19 protein-coding genes are annotated in these 19,830 nt (G+C 71.6%); 10 read left to right on the plus strand and 9 right to left on the minus strand.

Annotation, left to right across the window (positions count from 1 at the left end; all coding sequences use genetic code 11):
• Positions 1-32 precede the first annotated feature (32 nt).
• The 4 genes from dnaA to mutM all read right to left on the minus strand — a co-directional run bounded on the left by dnaA (position 33) and on the right by mutM (position 3,885).
• Positions 33-1,442 (minus strand): chromosomal replication initiator protein DnaA, encoded by a 1,410-nt coding sequence (gene dnaA, locus KTR66_RS20410; RefSeq protein WP_249732294.1) that lies wholly within the window; start codon positions 1,440-1,442, stop codon positions 33-35.
• Between the two features lie 339 nt (positions 1,443-1,781).
• Positions 1,782-2,057: a 30S ribosomal protein S20 gene (rpsT, locus tag KTR66_RS20415; RefSeq protein ID WP_213615876.1), complete on the minus strand. Its 276-nt coding sequence runs from the start codon at positions 2,055-2,057 to the stop codon at positions 1,782-1,784.
• Positions 2,058-2,177: 120 nt separating this feature from the next.
• Complete coding sequence (locus KTR66_RS20420) at positions 2,178-2,954, minus strand: enoyl-CoA hydratase (RefSeq protein ID WP_213615877.1); 777 nt, start codon at positions 2,952-2,954, stop codon at positions 2,178-2,180.
• Between the two features lie 34 nt (positions 2,955-2,988).
• Positions 2,989-3,885 carry a bifunctional DNA-formamidopyrimidine glycosylase/DNA-(apurinic or apyrimidinic site) lyase gene (mutM, locus tag KTR66_RS20425; protein WP_213615978.1) on the minus strand — a complete coding sequence of 299 codons (897 nt, stop codon included), beginning with the start codon at positions 3,883-3,885 and terminating at the stop codon, positions 2,989-2,991.
• Positions 3,886-3,914: 29 nt separating this feature from the next.
• On the opposite strand from mutM, the gene KTR66_RS20430 reads away from it, so the two are divergent.
• The 6 genes from KTR66_RS20430 to KTR66_RS20455 are packed head-to-tail and all read left to right on the plus strand — an operon-like array spanning position 3,915 to position 7,700.
• Entirely contained in the window at positions 3,915-4,700 is a 786-nt protein-coding gene (locus KTR66_RS20430; protein ID WP_371819180.1) for a class I SAM-dependent methyltransferase, read from the plus strand.
• 56 nt (positions 4,701-4,756) lie between these two features.
• Positions 4,757-5,185 carry a PaaI family thioesterase gene (locus KTR66_RS20435; protein ID WP_213615879.1) on the plus strand — a complete coding sequence of 143 codons (429 nt, stop codon included), beginning with the start codon at positions 4,757-4,759 and terminating at the stop codon, positions 5,183-5,185.
• Complete coding sequence (locus KTR66_RS20440; protein ID WP_213615882.1) at positions 5,185-6,006, plus strand: shikimate dehydrogenase; 822 nt, start codon at positions 5,185-5,187, stop codon at positions 6,004-6,006. The genes KTR66_RS20435 and KTR66_RS20440 overlap by 1 nt, the downstream gene beginning before the upstream one ends.
• A gap of 10 nt (positions 6,007-6,016) precedes the next feature.
• Positions 6,017-6,610, plus strand: coding sequence for a dephospho-CoA kinase (gene coaE / locus KTR66_RS20445; protein ID WP_213615884.1), 594 nt, complete (start codon positions 6,017-6,019; stop codon positions 6,608-6,610).
• Entirely contained in the window at positions 6,603-7,280 is a 678-nt protein-coding gene (gene dnaQ, locus KTR66_RS20450) for a DNA polymerase III subunit epsilon (RefSeq protein WP_213615886.1), read from the plus strand. The genes coaE and dnaQ overlap by 8 nt, the downstream gene beginning before the upstream one ends.
• A gap of 15 nt (positions 7,281-7,295) precedes the next feature.
• A complete protein-coding gene (locus tag KTR66_RS20455) occupies positions 7,296-7,700 on the plus strand; it encodes a RidA family protein (protein WP_213615888.1) in 405 nt (134 codons plus the stop codon).
• A 4-nt stretch (positions 7,701-7,704) separates the two neighbouring features.
• Here KTR66_RS20455 and KTR66_RS20460 read toward each other — a convergent pair whose 3' ends face one another.
• From KTR66_RS20460 to KTR66_RS20475, 4 genes are all read right to left on the minus strand, one after another.
• The gene (locus tag KTR66_RS20460; protein WP_213615890.1) at positions 7,705-8,352 is read right to left on the minus strand and encodes a sugar transferase; all 648 of its coding nucleotides are present in this window, start codon (positions 8,350-8,352) and stop codon (positions 7,705-7,707) included.
• Complete coding sequence (locus KTR66_RS20465; protein ID WP_213615892.1) at positions 8,345-9,550, minus strand: O-antigen ligase family protein; 1,206 nt, start codon at positions 9,548-9,550, stop codon at positions 8,345-8,347. The genes KTR66_RS20460 and KTR66_RS20465 overlap by 8 nt, the downstream gene beginning before the upstream one ends.
• Entirely contained in the window at positions 9,547-10,473 is a 927-nt protein-coding gene (locus KTR66_RS20470; RefSeq protein ID WP_213615894.1) for a hypothetical protein, read from the minus strand. Before KTR66_RS20470 ends, KTR66_RS20465 begins: the two co-directional genes overlap by 4 nt.
• A 61-nt stretch (positions 10,474-10,534) precedes the next feature.
• Complete coding sequence (locus KTR66_RS20475) at positions 10,535-12,070, minus strand: heparinase II/III-family protein (RefSeq protein WP_213615896.1); 1,536 nt, start codon at positions 12,068-12,070, stop codon at positions 10,535-10,537.
• 124 nt (positions 12,071-12,194) lie between these two features.
• Here KTR66_RS20475 and KTR66_RS20480 point away from each other — a divergent pair, with 124 nt between their 5' ends.
• Positions 12,195-15,068 (plus strand): SLBB domain-containing protein, encoded by a 2,874-nt coding sequence (locus tag KTR66_RS20480; protein WP_249732295.1) that lies wholly within the window; start codon positions 12,195-12,197, stop codon positions 15,066-15,068.
• 380 nt (positions 15,069-15,448) lie between these two features.
• Positions 15,449-17,671, plus strand: a complete 2,223-nt coding sequence (locus KTR66_RS20485; protein WP_371819181.1) for a YjbH domain-containing protein — start codon at positions 15,449-15,451, stop codon at positions 17,669-17,671.
• 7 nt (positions 17,672-17,678) lie between these two features.
• On the opposite strand, the gene KTR66_RS20490 is transcribed toward KTR66_RS20485, so the two are convergent.
• Positions 17,679-18,467: a cyclase family protein gene (locus KTR66_RS20490; RefSeq protein WP_213615902.1), complete on the minus strand. Its 789-nt coding sequence runs from the start codon at positions 18,465-18,467 to the stop codon at positions 17,679-17,681.
• Between the two features lie 102 nt (positions 18,468-18,569).
• Here KTR66_RS20490 and KTR66_RS20495 point away from each other — a divergent pair, with 102 nt between their 5' ends.
• Together KTR66_RS20495 and KTR66_RS25340 are read left to right on the plus strand one after the other, a co-directional pair.
• A complete protein-coding gene (locus KTR66_RS20495) occupies positions 18,570-18,959 on the plus strand; it encodes a VOC family protein (protein WP_213615904.1) in 390 nt (129 codons plus the stop codon).
• Positions 18,956-19,789 (plus strand): MaoC/PaaZ C-terminal domain-containing protein, encoded by an 834-nt coding sequence (locus KTR66_RS25340; protein WP_371819182.1) that lies wholly within the window; start codon positions 18,956-18,958, stop codon positions 19,787-19,789. The genes KTR66_RS20495 and KTR66_RS25340 overlap by 4 nt, the downstream gene beginning before the upstream one ends.
• Positions 19,790-19,830: the final 41 nt, after the last annotated feature.

Consider the following 19,830-nt stretch of genomic DNA (forward strand, 5'->3'; position numbering starts at 1 on the left):
GCGTCCTGCCTGTGCCGTAGAGGCACAGCCCCTCACATCTCCAGCATCTTCCTGAGCAAGGTCACGTCCTCGGCGAAGGCCGGGTCCTCCGCCATCAGCTCCGTGATCTTGTTCACCGCGTGCAGCACGGTGGTGTGATCGCGGTTGCCGAAGCGCCGGCCGATCTCGGGCAGCGAGCGGGAGGTGAGCTGCTTGGCCAGGTACATCGCCACCTGGCGCGGCCGCGCGACGGCACGGGAGCGGCGGGCCGAGGCCATCTCGGTCAGGCGGATGTTGTAGTGCTCGGCCACCTTGCGCTGGATGTCGTCGATCGAGAGGCGCTTGTCATGCGCGCGCAGGATGTCGGAGAGCACCTCGGGCACGGATTCCAGCGTCACCGGCCGCCCGAAGAGCTTGGCGTGGGCGACGACGCGGTTCAGCGCGCCCTCGAGGTCCCGCACGTTGGAGGCGATCTTGCGGGCCAGCAGCTCCTGCACGCGGGGCGGGACTTCCACGCCGGCAAGGCTCGCCTTGGACTGCAGGATGGAGAGGCGCAGCTCATAGGTCGTCGCGTGCAGATCGGCCACGATGCCACCCGAGAGGCGCGTGCGCAGGCGGTCCTCGATGCCGGAAAGGTCGTTCGGCGCCTTGTCGGCCGAGATGATGATCTGCTTGCCGGCGTCGATCAGCGCGTTGAAGGTGTGGAAGAACTCCTCCTGCGTGTTGTCCTTGCCGATCAGGAACTGCAGGTCGTCCACCATCAGCACATGGACGGAGCGCAGCTGCGTCTTGAACTCCATGGTGTTGTGGCTGCGGAGTGCCGCGATGAAGCGGTACATGAACTTCTCGGCCGACATGTAGGCGACGGAGAGGTTCGGATCGCGCTCGCGCAGCGACCACGCGATGGCGTGCATCAGATGCGTCTTGCCCAGGCCCACGCCGCCATAGAGGAAGAGCGGGTTGAAGCCGGCCTGGGCGGGCTTCTCGGCCACGCGGCGGGCGCAAGCGTGCGCGAATTCATTGGGCTTGCCGACGACGAAGCTGTCGAAGGTGAAGCGGGGGTCGAGCGGCACGAGCCAGTCGTTCCGGACGGGCTCGGCTGGGGCGGCGGCGATGGTTGGCGCCAGGCTCTCGGCCAGCGGCGAAGCCTCGGCGACTTCCTGCTCGATCGCGGGCTTCTCGGCGCGGGAGGCCGCCTGCACGCGCAGCTCGACCAGGCGGATTCCGGGCATCTCAGCCTGGCAGAGCAGGCGCAGGCGATCGCCGTAATGGTCCCGCACCCAGTCCCGCAGGAAGCGGGTGGGAAGATGGATGAGGACGGCTTCACCCTCGACCCCGGCCAGGCTCATCTGTCGCAGCCAGTTGCGGTACTCGACGTCACCCACCTCCTGGCGGAGGCGTGTGCGGACGCGGGCCCAGCAGGCGGCGATCTTTCCGGCATTGGGCGGGGGGGTGTCGCCCATTTCCTGATCCATCCCTGTCCTCAGTCTCTCAACGCGTTCCTCGGGGGAGGCCGCATATTGGTTGCTCGTTTTTGAGGGCGGGGCCGCCCGGTACTCGACTCTCGAAAACCCAACACCAGCCCGGCCGCCACGCTGCCTGAGCGTCGCGACAAGGGTTAAACGTTACCGCAAGTTTCAGCCGGGCTTGAAGCCGTTCAGGCGCGGTTTAAGAAAAACACGCCAAGTGTGACAAACAAGTCGCTATGCGATGACGTCCAACCACAAGAAAAAGCTCCGCCATGGGAAGAATAACCTTCCCTCGGCAGAGCCGTTCCAATTATCGGTGGAGTATAAGCGCGATCAGGCCGAGGCGGCGTTCAGCGCCTTGATGCGGGCCGAGAGGCGCGACATCTTGCGGGCGACCGTGTTGCGGTGGAGGACGCCCTTGGTCACGGCCGTCTGCATTTCGGGCTGGGCGGACTTGAACGCCTCGGCCGCCTGCGCCTTGTCGCCACCGGCGATCGCCAGCTCGACCTTGCGCAGGAAGGTGCGCACGCGCGAACGGTGCATGCGGTTGCGCTCGGTGCGCTTCTCGGTCTGGCGGATGCGCTTGCGCGCGGAAGCATTGTTGGCCATGGGCGGTGTGGTGCGATCGCTGCTGGGGTGAATGACTGTAGGACGGAAGAGGCCGCCCGGGGAAGCGAGGGTCTAAGCCCGCGCTCCCTCATCGTCAAGACAGGAAGTGGGCGCGCGGCCTCAACGGTTGCGGAAGGCCGGCTTCCGCTTCTCGGCGAAGGCGGACATGCCCTCCTTCTGATCCTCGGTCGCGAAGAGCGAGTAGAAGATCTTGCGCTCGAAGCGCACGCCCTCGGCCAGGGTCGTCTCGAAGGCCACGTTCACGGATTCCTTGGCGATGGCGACGGCGGGGCCCGAGAGGCTCGCGATCTTCTCGCCCACCTTCATCGCCTCGGCCATCAGCTGGTCCAGCGGCACGACGCGGGCGACGAGGCCCGAGCGCTCGGCCTCGGCGGCGTCCATCATGCGGGCGGTCAGCACCAGGTCCATCGCCTTGGCCTTGCCCACCGCGCGCGTCAGGCGCTGCGTGCCGCCCGCGCCGGGGATGATGCCGAGGTTGATCTCGGGCTGGCCGAACTTCGCGTTGTCGGCCGCGATGATCATGTCGCACATCATCGCCAGTTCGCAGCCGCCGCCGAGCGCGAAGCCGGCGACCGCGGCGATGACCGGCTTCTTGATCCTGGTCACCGCCTCCCAGCGGGCGGTGATGAAATCCTCGAAATAGACGGCCGGGTAGGTGCGGTCCTTCATCTCCTTGATGTCGGCGCCGGCGGCGAAGGCCTTCTCGGAACCGGTCAGGATGATGGCGGCGATGGCGGGGTCGGCGTCGAAGCCGCGCAGCGCCTCGCCCAGCTCGCCCATCAGCTGGTCACAGAGCGCGTTCAGCGCCTGCGGCCGGTTCAGCCGGATCACGGCGACCGCACCTTGCGTCTCGGTCAGGATCATCTCGTAGGCCATGGCGTCCTCGTGTTTGGCGGCCGGAGCGGGCCGATCAGCGTTGATGTTTCGGGCAATAGAAGGTGGATCGGCCCGACTGCACAAGCCGGGTGATCCCAGCGCAGCCGGGCGGGCCGGGACAGCGGGCGCAGGGCTGGCCGGCACGATCATAGACGTCGAAGCGCTCCTGGAAGACGCCCAGCTCGCCATCCGCCCGCACATAGTCCCGCAGGCTGGAGCCGCCCGCCGCGATGGCCTCTGTCAGCACGGAGGTGATGGCGGGCACCAGACGCTCGGCCCGGGCACCCGGGATGGTCGCGGCCAGCCGGCGGGGCGAGATGCCGGCGCGGTAGAGCGCCTCGCTCACATAGATGTTGCCGAGGCCGGCCACGACCTTCTGGTCGAGCAACGCGGCCTTGATGGGGGTGATCTTGCCGGAGAGCGCGGCCTCCAGCACCTCCACGGTGAAGCCAGGCTCCAGGGGCTCGGGGCCCAGGCCGGCGAGGAGCTTGTGGCTGTCCTCCGCCTCCCGGGCGATCAGGTCCACGCAGCCGAAGCGGCGGGGGTCCACGAAACCCACGCGCCAGCCGCCCTCGGTCTCCATCACCAGGTGCTCATGCGCCTCGGGCGGCTGGTTGTGGCCGCGGGCGTCGCTGGCCAGGCCCTGGGGCGCCATGCGCGGGACGAAGGCGGCGTCGCGATGGCGGGCCACCATCCGGCCTGACATGCCGAGATGGATCAGCACGCTCTCCCGGCCATCGAGGCGCATCAGCATGTATTTGCCGCGCCGCCGGAAGCCCGCCACGCGCGCCCCGGCAAGCGTGGTGGCGAGGCCGGCGGGGAAGGGCCAGCGCAGGCCGGCGCGGCGCGTCTCGGCATGGCGGATCACCTGGCCGTCCAGCACGGAAGCGAGGCCCCGCATCACGGTCTCGACCTCGGGCAATTCGGGGATGGCCGCCTCCTCTTTCTGGCCTCCCCCGCATGGCAGATTCGCCCGGGGGCCGCTATACCCGCCCGATGACCGAGACCCCCGAGACCACCGCCGATTTCGGCTTCCGCACCGTCGCCGCCGAGGAGAAGGCGGGCCTCGTGCGCGAGGTCTTCGACAGCGTGGCGCCCCGCTACGACGTGATGAACGACCTGATGTCGCTCGGCCTGCACCGGGCCTGGAAGCGCATCTTCGTCAACGCCATCCAGCCCCGGCCGGGCGAGACGCTGCTCGACCTCGCCGGCGGCACGGGGGACATCTCCTTCCTGGCGCTGGAGCGGGGTGCGGGGCGCGTCATCTGCTCGGACATCAATGCCGAGATGCTCTCGGTCGGCCAGTCGCGGGCGCTGAAGAAGGGGCTGGCGCGGGGCCTCTCCTTCCTCTGCGCCGATGCCGAGCGCATCCCGCTGCCGGATATGAGCGTCGAGAAGGTCAGCATGGCCTTCGGGCTGCGCAACTGCACCGACAAGGATGCGGTGCTGCGCGAGGTGCGGCGCGTGCTGCGCCCCGGCGGACGCTTCCACTGCCTGGAGTTTTCCCGGCTTGAGGTGGCCGCGCTGGCACCGCTCTATGACGCCTGGTCCTTCAAGGCGCTGCCCGCGATCGGCGGGCGCATCGCGCAGGATGCCGAGAGCTACCGCTACCTCGCCGAGAGCATCCGCATGTTCCCCGACCAGGCGACGCTGGCCGGGATGATGACGGCGGCGGGGCTCGAGCGCGTGCAGCACCGCAATCTCTCGGGCGGCATCGTCGCCATTCACACGGGTTGGAGGCTGTAACATCATGGCGCCGATTCACGTCTCCGGGCTGCGCCCTTCAACGATCGGAGCCTGACATGCCCCAAAAAGACCTCCAGGCTCGCATCGAGGCGAGCTTCGCGCAGCAGGGGCTGATGCGTGTGATCGAGGCGCGCATCGCCGAGGTCTCGCCCGGCCGCTGCGTGATCGAAGCGCCCTTCCGCAAGACGATGACGCAGCAGCAGGGTTTTCTCCACGCGGGCGTCCTCACCACCCTCGCCGACAATGCCTGCGGCTACGCGACCCTCTCCCTGCTGCCGCCGGGGCAGGAGGTGCTGACGGCGGAGTTGAAGGTCAACTTCCTGCGCCCCGCACGCGGCGTGCTCGCCATCGCCCGCGCCGAGGTTCTGAAGCTCGGCCGCACGCTCACCGTGGCCCGCGCCGAAGTCTGGATGCGCGGCGAGGATGGGGCGGAAAGCCTCTGCGCCGCGATGCAGGCGACGCTGGTTCCCTCGCTGACCGGCTGATGCTGACCGGCAAGGCCCTGCTGGCGGGGGTGGCGGGCTGGCCCGTCTCCCATTCGCGCTCGCCCTTGCTGCATGGCACCTGGATCGCGCGGCATGGGCTGGATGCGGCCTATGTGCCCCTGCCCATCGCGCCCGAGAATTTTCCGACCGCCGTGCGGGGCCTGATGGCGGCCGGGTTTCGCGGCATGAACGTCACCATTCCGCACAAGGAGGCCGCCTTCGCGGTCTGCGACGAGGTGCTGCCGCGCGCGCATCGCGCGGGCGCGGTGAACACGCTGGTCTTCCGCGACGGACGGATCATCGGTGATTGCACGGATGGCTTCGGCTTCCTGGCCTCCCTGCCCGGCTATGACCCCAGGCGCGGCCCGGCGGTGATCCTGGGCGCGGGCGGTGCCGCGCGTGCCATCGCCGCCGCGCTGCTCGATGCGGGCTGCCCGCATCTGACGCTGGTGAACCGCACGCCGGAGCGCGCCCTGGCGCTGGCGCAGGCCCTCGGCGGGCCGGTGCATGTCAGCGCCACGCCGCCGCTGGAAGGTGCGGCGCTGCTGGTGAACGGCACGAGCCTCGGCATGGCCGGCCAGCCGCCACTGGAGCTGGACCTCTCCCCCCTGCCCGCGCATGCGACGGTGGCGGACATCGTCTATGTGCCGCTGGAGACGAAGCTGCTCGCCGCCGCGCGCGCGCGCGGCCTGACCGGCGTGGACGGGTTGGGGATGCTGCTGCACCAGGCGCGACCGGGCTTCGAGGCCTGGTTCGGCGTGGCCCCCGTGGTGGACGAGGAGCTGCGCCGCATCGTGGCAGCGGACATTCCGCCGCGATGAAGATCCCATCATGAAAGTTTGGGGCCTCACCGGCAGCATCGGCATGGGCAAGTCCACCGCCGCCCGGGCCTTCCAGCGCCTCCGCGTGCCGGTCTTCGACGCCGATGCGGCGGTGCATGCGCTGCAGGCCAAGGGCGGCCGCGCCGTGCGGCCCATCGCCCGCGCCTTCCCGGGCAGCGAGCGCGACGGTGCCACCGACCGTGAAGTCCTGCGCCGCGCCGTGCTCGGCCAGCCCGAGGCGCTGAAGCGGCTGGAGCGCATCATCCATCCGCTGGTGCGCGACGAGCAGGCGCGCTTCCTCAAGCGCTGGCGCGGGCGCGGCGCGCGGCTCGTCGTGCTCGACATCCCGCTGCTCTACGAGACGCGGCGGGACCTTCGGGAATTCGACAAGATCCTGGTCGTCTCGGCGCCCGCCGCCGTGCAGCGCCGCCGCGTGCTGCTGCGCCCCGGCATGACCGAGGCGCGGTTGAACGCGATCCTCGCGCGCCAGATGCCCGATGCGGAGAAGCGCCGCCGCGCCGATAGGGTGATCCGCACCGGCCTCTCGCGACACCACGCGCAGGCCGCGGTGCGGCAGCTCGTTCGGGAGATGCGCGATGCGTGAGATCGTCCTCGACACCGAGACCACCGGTTTCGAGCCACTCGAAGGCCATCGCGTCATCGAGGTCGCGGCGATCGAGATCGTAAACCTCATGCCCACGGGCAAGGTGTTCCACACGCTGGTGGACCCGGAGCGCGACGTGCCGCCGGAAGCCACCCGCGTGCATGGCTTCACCCGCGCGGACCTCGAAGGAAAGCCGCGCTTCGCCGAGATCGCGGATGCGATGCTGGAGTTCCTGGCGGATTCCCCCATCGTCGCGCACAACGCGCCCTTCGATTTCAAGCACCTGGATGCGGAGCTGTTCCGCGCCAAGCGGCCGACGCTTGATCCGAAGCGCATGGTGGACAGCCTGGCGCTGGCGCGCGTCGCCTTCCCCGGCGCGCAGAACAGCCTGGATGCGCTGTGCCGCCGCTACAACATCGATCTCTCGCAGCGCACGACGCACAACGCGCTGCTCGACGTGAAGCTGCTGGCCGAGGTCTATCTGGAGCTGAAGGGCGGGCGGCAGCCTGGCCTCGTGCTGGGCGCGGCCCCCGTCGTGCAGACCATCCTGCGCGAGGCCGGCGCGCCGCGCACACCGCGCCCCATGCAGCCGACGGCCGAGCAGGAGGAGGCCTTCGAAGCCTTCCTCGGCAAGCTGAAGGAACCACTCTGGAAGAAGCTGGAGCCGTAATCCGGGGAGAGAGCCGTGAGCGCCACCGAATACCCGCCCGTGCCCGGGCTGCTGAAGACGCCCTCCTATTCGCATGTCGCCGTCGCCTCGGGGGCCAGGACCATCTACCTCGCCGGGCAGGTCCCGGCCGATGCCGAGGGCAGGCTGGTGGGCGGCACGGACCTCGAGGCCCAGGCGACGCAGGTGATGGAGAATATCGGCACGGCGCTGGCCGCGGCCGGCGCCAGCTTCGCCGATGTGGTGAAGATCACCACCTATGTCGTGGACTACAAGCCGGAACACCGCGCCCTCATCAGCGCGGTGCGCGCCAAATTCTTCGGCGACCGGGCCGCGCCGCCCGCGAGCACGCTGCTCGGCGTCGCGGCGCTGGCCTCACCGGATTGGCTCATCGAGATCGAGGCGGTCGCGGTCGTGGGATGAGGCGTCAGGGCGGGGCGTCGAACCGGGCCGTGGTGGCATGGCCCGGCATGGTCGCGCCCTCGCCCCGCCAGAGCATCCGGGCGCAATCCCACAGGATGCGCAGATCACCCGCGAAGGTGATGCGCTCGACATAGCGCGCATCCCACTCCAGCCGCTCCTCCCAGGGCACGCGGTTGCGCCCCTTGGACTGCGCGAGGCCGCACAGGCCCGGCCGGACCAGCAGCCGCGTCGCCTGGCGCGGCGTGTAGCGCGGGCCGTATTCCGGCAGCAGCGGCCGCGGCCCCACCAGGCTCATCCGGCCGCTCAGCACCTGGAACAGCTGCGGCAACTCGTCCAGCGCGGAGGCGCGCAATGCCCGGCCCAGCGGACCCAGCCGGGCGGCGTCGCCCCCGGCCCCATCTTCCATGCTGCGCAATTTCACGAGGCGGAAGGGGACGCCGTCGCGGCCCGCCCGCCATTGCCGGAACAGCACCGGCCGGCCGAGCCGCAACCGGACCGCCAGCGCCGTGCCGGCGAGCAGCGGGAGCCCCAGCGCCAGCAGCAAGATCGCCCCCACGATGTCGAAGCCGCGCTTGCCCCAGCGTGCATAGGCGCCGTGCGCATGGGCCCCACGCCCAAAGGCCCCGCGCCCAAAGGCCCCACGCTCAGGCATCGCGCGCCTCGAGGCCGAGTGAGAGGGCAAGGCCCAGCGCGAACCAGACCATGCGGTTGCCGAGGTCGGTCGAGACCATGGCCGTCATCGCGACCGGCAGGGTCAGCGCCAGGATCAGCGCGGCACGGTCGGGCGCCACGCGCGGCAGGCGCGTGAGCGCCAGCAGGGCCGCGCCGCCGAAGGCCGCGAGCCAGAGGATGAGGCCCACCGCGCCGCCTTCGACCAACGCCTCGATCGCGTGGTTGTGCGGGTGCAGGCCGCGATCCTGCCCGACGCCGATGGCGGGCGGAAACCCGCCCGGGCCGAGGCCCATGACGCCACCCAGGCGCCAGGCCTCGCCCCAGAGGATCTCGCGCGCCGAATCTTGCCCGCCATCGGGGCGGAAGAGGCGCTCCAGCGTGGCGAGATCCTCGGCCCGGCCCGGATCGAGCAGCAGCAGGCCGAGGCCCATCGCGCCTCCGGCCGCGACCAGGGCGACCCAGCCGACAGCCGGCGCCACGCGGCCCTGCAGCAGCCAGCGCAGGGCCGGCGCCAGCGCCACCACCGCCACCAGTTCCAGCAGCGCCGCCCGCCCGCCCGGCAGCAGCACCCCCACCCCGAGGCCCAGCAGAACCGCGAGCCAGACGAGCACGCCCCAGCCTCGCGCCGCCGTGGCCCGGAGCGCGACGAGGCCCGCCGCGCAGGCGATCGCGAGGCCGGCCACCTGGTACTGCACCCGGACGCGCGACGGGTCCGCCCCCACCTGGCCGCCCAGCACCACGGCGTCGGTCGCCAGCCCCCAGGCGATGGAGGCGGCGACGAAGACGCCGAGCCCGATCACCGCCACGGCGAAGACGCGCCGTGCCGCCGGATCGGCGCCGATCAGCAGGCCCAGCGCCAGCATGAGCGGCCCGGCCAGCACGATCTCCGGCAGGCGGTCCGCGACCCCCTCGCCCCAGGGGCTCCAGGCGGCGGCCAGCACCCACCAGGCCCAGAGCAGGCCACAGGCCGCGAGCGGCGGCCCCAGCGCGCGCGACAGCTGCCAGGCGCGGCCGAGCAGCAGCAGCGGAAGCAGGCCCAGCAGCGCGAGCAGGGCCAGCAGGGTGATGTCGAAGGGCAGGGCCGCCACCGCCTGGGTGGATTTCAGCGCGCCGGCGAAATGCAGCACGGCGCCGGCCAGGCCGGCCAGCGCGGCGAAGAGCGGCGCCGTCCGGATCATGCGCCGTCGCCGCCTGGCAGGCGCGTCAGCACGGGTTCCTTGCGCATGGGGGCGGGCTCGGCCGGGGCGGGCCGGGCGGGTGCCAGGCTGGGTGGCAAGGGCGGCCGCAGCAGGATGCGGCAGGTGACGGCCAGCAGCACGGCGCCGGGAATGGCAATGGCCAGCAGCACGAGCAGGAGCGGCCGGTTGGGCACCGAGGGGCGGATCTCCACCATCGGTACGGAGACGAGGCGCGCGGCCGCCGCTTCATCCGCCGCCACCACCAGGGCCGCGCGCTGCTGCTGCGCCAGCAGGTCATAGAGGCTGTTGCGGAGGAAGAGGTCGGGCTCGACGCGCAGCCGCGCCTCGAGGGCCGCGATGCGCCGCCCCGCCAATTCGCCCAGCGTCTCCCGCACCCGGCCCTCGGCCTGGGCATGCAGGCGCTGCAGCATGTCGAGCGCGGAATCCCGGTCCCGGTTCACGAGTTCCAGCGTCCAGGTCACGGAGGTGAGCGAGGGCGTCGCGGCGAAGTTGCGCTCCAGATAGCTCAGCGCGTCATCCGTATCGGCGAAAAGGCGCAGGCCGAGCAGGCGGCGGAGCGGGCCGAGCGGCCAGGCGGCGCGGCGCTCCTCGATCTGCCCCAGCAGGGGCGTGTCCCGCGCCAGGACGGCGGCGGCCTCGGGCGCGCGGAGCGCCGCCAGATAGACGGCGAAATTGCCGCCCGGCCGCTGGTCGAGCAGGGAGGGCTGCAGGAAGGGCGATGGCGTGAGCAGCGAGGAGGTGGCGATGCCCGTCGTTTCCGAGGGTGCCACGATGGCGGTGGCCACATAGCTGCGCGGCCAGTTCCAGACCAGCGTCGCGGCCAGGGCATACAGGAGCGCACAGGAGATCAGGACGCCCATGCGCTGGCGCCACACCTCCCTGAGCAATGCCTCCAGCGCCATCATGGCCTCATGTGATGCGGGCAGGATGGGCGCGGGGATGCAGGAAATGCAACCTATCGGTTCATAAATTACGAATAAGTGTCGTGAGGCGGGAAGTTGCCGGGGGCATGCACGCTTCCAACACCGGCAGGGGGGTGGCCGCGCCATAGGCGAGGCTCTCCAGGCCCTGCACCAGTCGCAGCGTGACCGGCCCATCGGCGGTGAGGTGCAGGCGGAGGCCGGCCCCCGTCACGCCGTCCTCGGTCATGGCCCATTCCGCCGGCATCAGCCGCCAGCGCAGCACGGCCGCCTGGAAGGGGCCTGAGACCCGGTCCTCCACGCAAAGCCCGCCATGTGCCGCGTGCAGCACCCGCGCATGGCGGCGGCCTCGATGGTCCCGCCACCAGCCGCCATCAGGAAGGGCGCCGGTCTCGGGCCAATGGTGAAACAGGAAGGGACCGAGGCGCGGCATCTGGTCCTCGCCGTCGAAGGCGATGGTGTTGTGCGCCGCGGCACCCTGGAAATAGCCCAGCCAGGCGGGGTCTTCCGGGTTGTAGGCGCCGGTGCCGCCATCGCGCAGCAGGTTCTCCCCCTCCCGCCAGAGATCGAGATGCAGCAGGTCGGCATGGGCGGGGCGGAAGCGCAGCGGACCCACACGAAGAACGGCGCGGAAAGGGCCGAAGCGCCGGCCGAGCAGGCCGCCCGCCTGCCAGTCCGGCTCTCCTGCGAGCACCGGCCGGGGCACCGCGAGGCCGAGGGCGGCGCAGCCGGGATCACCCGGCCAGCCGGCCGAAGCGCCGCAGAAGATCCGGGCCGCGCGCTCCAGGCTGGCCCGCGCGTCATCCGGCCCCGCCCCGGACAGATCCGCGACATGCGAGCCGTCCTGATGGCCGAGGCGCGGCAGCAGCCCCGTGGCGGGGCAGGCGAGGCGATGCAGCCAACGCGTCGCTGCCGCCATGCGCGCAAGGGTGAGCGGTGCCGCGGCCGGGCCCCCGCCCCTCTCGCGCAGCCACTGCGTCACCGCCATCACATCCAGCAGCATGCGGTGATAGGCCGGGCTTGGCTGCGCGAAGCCGCCATCCGCCGCCACCAGCCGCGCGATCAGGGCATCGAGCCGCCGCGCGCCGCGGCGCGCCAAGCTGTTCTCGCCGAGCGCCATGCCGCAGACGAGCAGCCCTGCCGCCTCGCTGACCGGGTGATTGTTGTCCTGGGCGCGGGCATAGGCCGGGTTCGCGCCGATGCGCCGCGCCAGGGTCCGCATCGCGGCCGGGGGCGCGGCCATGCCCGCCAGGGCGGAGGCCAGGGCCAGATGCAGCGCCCGCAAAGCCGCCTCCTGGCCACAGGCCCAGACCGGGCCGTGATAGGGCGGATGTTCAGCCAGCCACGCTGCGACGCGGCCCGGGATTGCATCCCCCTCCCCCGCCAGGGCCAGGCGCGGCCATTCCGACCAGCGATTCGCTTCCCAGAGCGGCCGCACATCCGGCCCGGCCATGAGGTCTGCACCCTCCGGCGGAACCCCGTCGCGCAGCCGCCAGCGGACCCAACCCCGCGCCCAGGGGCCGCGGCCGAGAAGCGCCCAGGCGACCGGCCCCGCCCCCAGCAGGCGAGCGGCATTCATTTTTGCAATCCAGAGGCTTGACGAAATGGGGAGGCTTCGCCGCATGGTTGCAAATATTGCACGTAATTTTCCGATAACTGAATCTTCGAGTCACGTCCTTGCACCAAAAAGGGGAGCCCGTTCGTTGAAACACGCCCGCGTCTTGGCCCTCTGGACCTTGGCGCTGGCCTGGCCCGCGGCCGCGCAGAATCTGCCCTCCTCCTTGCTCGGCCCGCCTTCGCTGCCCTCCACGCTGCCCGGCGGCGCGCCCCTGCAGGCCCTGCCGCCGAGCGCGCAGCAGGATATCCTCCAGCGCCTGCTCGATGCGGGCGCGGGCCGGCCGCTCGGCAGCCAGAGCCCGACGGCGCCGCAGCCTGCCCCCTTCTCCAGCCTCGCCCTGCCCGCACCCACGCCACCGGCGACGGAGGAGCCGCTCTCGCCCATCGAGCAGTTCTTCGAGAATCGTCGGCCGCAGCCCGCGGCCATGGCCGCGGCCAATCCGGCGGCGCGCATCCCCGCGGCACCGCAGCCGCTCCGGCAATTCGGCTATGACAGCTTCCGCACCAGCCCGCCCGGCGTGCTGGCAGGCCAGGCCTTTGGCCAGCAGCTGAACCAGGCCTCCGGCGCCATCCCCGAGGATTACGTCATCGGCCGGGATGACGAGCTGGTGATCAGCTTCCGCGGCCGCTCCAGCCAGGACCTGACGCTGCGCGTCTCGCGCGAGGGGATGCTGCTGCTGCCCAACCTGCCGCCGATGCAGGCCGCCGACCGCACCCTGCGCGACCTGCGCGAGGAGCTGGGCCGCCGCGCCCAGCGCGAACTGGCCGGCGCGGAGGTCTTCATCTCCGTCCGGCAGATGCGGCAGGTGACCATCTTCGTGGGCGGCGAAGTGCAGCGGCCCGGCGTCGTCGCCCTCTCGCCGCTCGCCAATCTGTTCGATGCGCTGGTGGCGGCGCAGGGCGTGCGGAAGTCGGGCACGCTGCGCGCCATCCGCGTCGAAGGGCCGCGCGGCCGCCGCGTCGTGGACCTCTACCCCGTGCTGGCCGGCGAGGGGGAGCCGCCCGACCTGACCCTGCGCGAGGGCGAGCGCATCCTGGTGCCGCCCATCGGCGGCGTGGTGGCGCTGGGCGGCGAGGTCTCGCGCCCCGCCATCTACGAACTGCCGCCGGGGAGCGGCTCTTCGCCGCTCGGCACCATGCTGCGCCTCGCGGGTGATGCGCTGCGGCCTTCCGGCAACCGCTTCCTGCTGGAGACGACGGATGGCGAGGGTCGTCGCGCCTTCCGCGAGATCGGCATGCAATCCCCGCTGCGGCGGGGCGACCTGCTGCTGGTGGAGCCGGGCACCGATGTGCAGGCGCAGAACCTCCGCCTGACGGGCCATGTCGCGCAGCCGATGACGCGCGCGCTGGGCGGGCGCGGCGCCAGCCTGCGCGGCCTGCTCGGCGATGGCCGCATCGTCCGGCCCGACCCCTATGCCCGCATGGCCGTCATCCTGCGCACCGATGCGCGCACGCGCGGGCGCCGCTTCCAGCCCTTCGACCTCTCGGCCGTGCTGGCCGGCCGCGCCGATGTCCACCTGGCCGAGGGGGATGAGGTGATCATCCTCTCGCTGGCGGATGTGCTGTGGCTCTCCAGCCCCACGGTGCAATGGGCGCTGCTGGACGAGACGGAGCGCGGCCGGCTGAACGCGGCCCAGGCGCGCATCGCGCCCCCGGCCTCGCCGCCGCCGCAGCCCGCGAGCCTGCTGGCCGGCCTGCCCAGCCTCGTTCCCGCGCCCGCGCCGGGCATGCCGACGCCGCCGGGTGCGGCGCCCGACCCGGCGCGCGGCCTCGATTGCCCCGCGTTGACGCAGCTCGAGATCGCGGCGCGCTCCTCGCCGCAGCGTTTTGCCCATGCCCGCATCGGCGGCTTCCGGCGCCTGGGCGAGACGCCCTGCCCGCAGGCCTTTATCGACTATCCGGCGCTGCTGACCTTCCTGCTCGACAACGCGATGACATTGACGGGCGAGGCGCGGCTGCCCGGCCTCTATCCCATCACCAACGGCACCGGGCTGGACCAGGTTCTGGCCGTGGCGGGCGGTCTGACCGACACGGCGGATCTGTCCTCGGTCGAACTCACGCGCGAGCCCTCGGACCAGACGAGCGCGATCCCGCTCACGCGCACGCTGCTCGACCTGCGCAGCCGCAACTTCGCCGCCGTGCGCCTCTCGCCCCGCGACGGCGTGAGGATCCCGCGCGGCTTCGGCGACCGCGACAACGGGCCGGTGACGCTGATGGGCGAGTTCCTGCGCCCCGGCGTCTATGACATCCGGCGTGGCGAGCGCCTCTCGGAGGTCATCGCCCGCGCGGGCGGGCTGACGCCCCAGGCCTATCCCTATGGCGCCGTCTTCACGCGCGAGGCGGCCCGCGCCCGCCAGCAGGAGGGCTTCAACCGCACGGCGCGCGAGCTGGAGATGGGCCTGATGCAGGTGGCCGCCGGCACCGCCGTGGTGGGCAGCAGCGGGCGGGGCACGGATGTCTCGGGCGCGGTCGCGGCCGGCCAGCAGCTCGCCGCCAGCCTGCGCAACATCCCGGCCGCGGGGCGCATGGTGGTGGAGGCCAACCCCGTGGTGCTCGCCGGCCGGCCGGAACTCGATGTGCTGCTGGAGCCGGGCGACCTCATCGTCATGCCCAAGCGGCCCAATGACGTGACGGTCGTCGGCGCGGTGCAGAACCCGGGCAGCCTGCAATTCCTGACCGGCTGGCGCGCGAGCGACTATGTGCGGGCGGCGGGCGGCACGCAGCGTTTCGCCGACCCCTCCCGCGCCTTCCTGGTGCTGCCCAACGGGACCTCGGTGCCTGCGGGTCTTGGCGCGTGGCAGCAGGGCGGGCCGCCCGTGCCGCCGGGCAGCCTGGTGATCGTGCCGAATGATCCCTCGCCCTTCGAATCCTGGGGCTTTCTCCGCGACATGACGCAGATCGCGGGGCAGCTCGCCATCTCGGCGGCGGCGCTGGCCGTGATCTACCGTGGGGGGAATTGAGTTGATGCCCTCAGAGGCGTCATGCCGGAGGCGTGCTCTCCGCACGACGCGCGGGCTCCGCCCGCTTGGCTTCGCGCCGCCACTGGCGCGCTGACGTGACGCGCGGTCCGGGCGCGCCGGCCGCCGTGCGGCCGGATGAGTTGGATGAGTGCCCTCAGACGCCGGGCGCGGGCTCCGCCCGCTTGGCTTCGCGCCGCCGAAGGCGCGCTGACATGGCGGGTGGTCTGGGCGCGCCGGCCGCTGTGCGGCCGGATGAGTTTGATGAGTGCCCTCAGACGCCGGGCGCGGGCTCCGCCCGCTTGGCTTCGCGCCGCCGAAGGCGCGCTGACATGGCGGGTGGTCTGGGCGCGCCGGCCGCTGTGCGGCCGGATTCTCGGAAGGTGGCGCTTCTTCTGATCGGGCTGCCGCTCCTGCTGCTGTCCGGTCCCGCCCACGCCCTCGACGAAGTGCCTGCCACCGGTTCGAATTTCGGCCGCGTCGGCCTGCTGGAGATGCCCAATGCGCGCTTCCGCCCCGATGGCGTGATCGAGGGCGGCGGCGCCTGGCGGCGGCAGCGGGAATTCTACTTCGTGAACTTCCAGGCGCTGCCCTTCCTCGAGACCACCTTCCGCCTGAGCGAACGCCTGAACGGTACGCTCGGCCGGGGCACGACGACGGACCGCGCCTTCGACCTCAAGCTGCGCGTCTGGGAGGAGAATGCCTGGCGCCCGGCACTCGCCATCGGCCTGCAGGATGTGATCGGCACCGGCATCTACCAGGGCGAATACATCGTCGCCTCCAAGCGCTTCTGGTCGCTCGACGCCACCATCGGCATGGGCTGGGGTCGCCTCTCCTCGGGGCAGGATGTGACGAACCCGCTGACCTATGGCCCGGCCGCCTTCGGCACGCGGCCGCGCAATGTGGGCCAGGGCGGCACCGTCGCCTGGAACAACCTGTTCCGCGGCCCCTATTCCGGCATCTTCGCCGGCCTCGAATATTCCGTGCCGCCGATCCCCACACCTTGGGGCGCGATCGAGGGCCTGCGCGCCAAGGTCGAGTATTCGGCCGATGCGCTGCGCGACGAGCGCGGCGGCTATCCCGCCCGCACCACCAACCTGCGCGGCGAGGCGGCGAGCCGCGTCAATGTCGGCTTCAACTGGCAGCCCAATCCCTATTTGGATATCGGCGCCTCCTTTCTCTACGGCACGGATTTCCTGATCCGCGCCTCGCTCCGGCTCGACCCCAACGCACCGCCGGACCTGCCGCGCGAGCCGCCGCCGCCGATGCGGCCCCGCCCCGTGGACGGCGCCCCCCTGCCCCCGCCCGAGCCGCTGCGCGGCTGGCGCGAGCGGCTGCTGGCCGCCTCGGCCGGCTTCGAGGGGCGCATCCAGATGGGCCGCGACGACCGCGAGGGCGAGGCGAGCGAGAACGCCGTGCTGGCGCGCCGCCTCTTCCCCGCGCTGCGGGCGCAGAGCTTCCTGCCCATCTCGCTCGACCTGCGCGGGGATGAGGCGCATATCGCGGTCTCGGGCGGGCAATACCGCACGCTGGCGCAGGTCGCCTCCCGCGTGGTGCGCGCGGCGCAGCCCATCCTGCCCGCCCATGTCGAGCGCATCCGCGTCATCTGGGAGCGTGACGGCGTGGTGATCGCGCGGCTCGTCACGCTGCGGGGTGCCTTCGAGGCGCAGGGGCGCGCCATGGGCAGCGCGGAGGAGATCCTCGCCACCTCGCAACTGCTGCCCGCCTATGACGAAGCGAGCGCCACGGCCGCCACGGCCGCACCGCCACGCCTGACCTGGGGCATCGCGCCCGCGCTCAACATCATGGTGGGCGACCCGGAGACGGCGGTGCGCTGGCAATTGGGTGCCACCGCGGGTGCCAGGCTCGACATCGGCTGGAACAGCGCCATCGTCGGCGCAGTGCAGCAGGCCTTCGCCGGAAACCTCGCCGACGGGCTGCCCAGCAACAGCGTGCTGCCGCATGTCCGCAGCGATTTCGCCCGCTATGCCCGCGCCGCCACCACCACCATGCCCGCCCTCTATGCCGAGCGCATCTGGACGCCGGCGCGCGACGTCTTCGCGCGCGTGACGGCCGGCATGCTGGAGCCGATGTTCGGCGGCCTCTCGACCGAGCTGCTCTGGCGCCCGCGGGACCGCAGCTTCGCCATCGGCCTCGACGTGAACTGGGTGGCGCAGCGGCAATACACGCAGAACATCGGCACGCTGGGCTATTCCGTCGTGACGGGCCAAGCCTCGCTCTACCTCGATCTGCCGGTGTGGAACCTCTACACCGTGCTGCGCGGCGGGCGGTATCTGGCGGGCGACTGGGGCGGCACCATCGAGATGGGGAGGCGCTTCGACAGCGGCATCGAGGTGGGTGGCTTCGCCACCTTCACCAATGTCAGCTATTCGCGCTTCGGCGAGGGGAGCTTCGACAAGGGAATCTATGTCCGCGTGCCCTTCGACTTCTTCGGCCTGACCACGCGCAACCGCGCCGCGCTGAACCTGCGCCCCGTGCAGCGCGACGGCGGGCAGCGCCTCGCGGTGGACAGTCCGCTCTGGGAGGTGACGCGCGACGGGCGGGAGGATGCGCTGCGGCGCGGCTATGCGGGCTTCGCGCGCTGAGGCGTGATCAGTCCTCGAGGATCGCGACAGCGCGCGTCCAGCCGGCGCTGCCGCGATGCACCTTCACCGGGAAGCAGGCGACCATGAAGCCATGCGGCGGCAGCTGGTCGAGGTTCGCCAGCTTCTCCAGGTGGCTGTAGCCGATCTCGCGCCCCGCGCGATGGCCCTCCCAGATCAGCGAGGCATCCCCCGTTTCCGCCACCTTGCGGCGGGTGTGGCTGAAGGGCGCGTCCCAGGACCAGGCATCGGTGCCGACCACGCGCACGCCCTGCTCCAGCATCCAGAGCGTGGCGGCCTTGCCCATGCCGCAGCCGGCGTCGATGTAGTCCGCCTCGCCATAGCGGCTGGCGGCGCGGGTGTTGACCAGCACGATGTCGAGCGGCTTCAAGCTGTGCCCGATGCGGTCCAGCTCGCGCTTCACATCATCGGGCGTGCAGACGTATCCGTCCGGCTTGCTGCGGAAATCGAGCTTCACGCCGTTCGAGAAGCACCATTCCAGCGGCACCTCGTCAATGCGCCAGGAGGGTTCGCCGCCCGGCACGCTGCGCTCGTTCATGCGGGAGAAGTAGTGATAGGGCGCGTCGAGGTGGGTGCCGTTATGGGTGCTGATGCGCACCTTCTCGATGGCGGCGTATTCGCCCTCGGGCAGGGCTTCGACCGGCACGCCCATGTACTCGGCCATGGCGGGCGCGGTCATGTGATGGTCGAGATAGTCGATCTCGGGGAGCATGTGCGGCGGGTCGCTCGCGATGCCGGCCTTGAGCGCGACCGAGAGATCAATGAAGCGACGGGCCATGGGTGTTCCTCCTGTGTTGGGGCGGGAGGCTAGGGGCGCATAGCGGCGGCTGACAACCGGGCAGGCGCTGCCTAAGCTCCCCGAGCAAGGGAGACCGTTCGCATGAAGCTCGCCTGGGTGATCCGCTACGTGCCTGACGCGATGGCGACGGCCCGCTTCTACGGCGAGGCCTTCGGCCTGACGCAGCGCTTCGCCGGCGGCGAGGATTTCATCGCCATGGAAACCGGCGCAACCGTGCTGGCCTTCTGCCGCGAGGGCTTCGTGACCAGCGGCATGGGGCTCGACTTCGCGCCGACGCGCCCCGGCGCCCGCCCGCCCGGCGAGGAGATCGGCTTCGAGGTGGAGGACGTGCCCGCTGCCCATGCGCGGGCGCTGGCCGCCGGGGCGTTGGAGGTGCTGGCCCCGGTGGAGAAGCCCTGGGGCCAGACCGTCTCCTACCTGCGCGACCCCAATGGCGCGCTGGTCGAGCTTTGCACGGCGATCACGGCATGACGCGCCTCGCCCGCATCATCCGCCATGTGCCAGACGCGCGCGCCACGGCCGATTTCTACGCCCGCGCCTTCGGCCTCACCGAGAAGCTGGCGCTCGGCGAGGACTACATCGCCATGGAGACGGGCGACACGGTGCTGGGCTTCGCGCGCCAGGGCTTCTTCGAGCGCGAGACCGGACTGCACATCGGCAGCCCGCATGGCGACAGCAGCCAGGAGATCGCGCTGGAGGTGCCGAACGTCGCCGCCGCCCACGCGCGCGCGATGGGGGAGGGCGCGCTGGAGGTGCTGGCGCCGGTGGACAAGCCTTGGGGGCAGACCATTTCCTACCTGCGGGACCTGGATGGCGCGCTGGTGCAGCTCTGCTCGCCGATCGGCGGGCTGGCCGCGCCGCTCTACCTGGAGGATCTCTCGCCCGGGCAGCTGTTCCGCGCCGGGCCGCTGACGCTCACGGCCCAGGAGATCATGGATTACGCCCAGCGTTACGACCCGCAGCCCTTCCACACCGACCCCGTGGCGGCGGCCGAGCATCCGCTGTTCCGCGGCCTGGCCGCCAGCGGATGGCATACGGCGGCGCTGACCATGCGGATGGTGGTGGGGGCCATCGGGCACCTGGCGGGCGGCATCGTGGGTGCGGGTGGAGAGCTGCAATGGCCGCGCCCGACCCGGCCGGGTGACGAGCTTCGCGTGGAGATCGAGGTGCTGGAGGTGGTCCCCTCCCGCTCGCGGCCGGATCGCGGCTCGGCCGTGGTGCGGATCACCACGCTGAACCAGGCGAGCGAGGCGGTGCAGGTCTTCACCCCGCGCATGGTGGTGCCCCGCCGCCCTTCCTGAGCGCGGGGGGAGCGCCTATGTGGGGCGCAGCGTGAAAGGGT

Origin of the sequence: Roseococcus sp. SDR, from assembly GCF_019083995.1 — a bacterium.
Classification (GTDB): domain Bacteria; phylum Pseudomonadota; class Alphaproteobacteria; order Acetobacterales; family Acetobacteraceae; genus Roseococcus.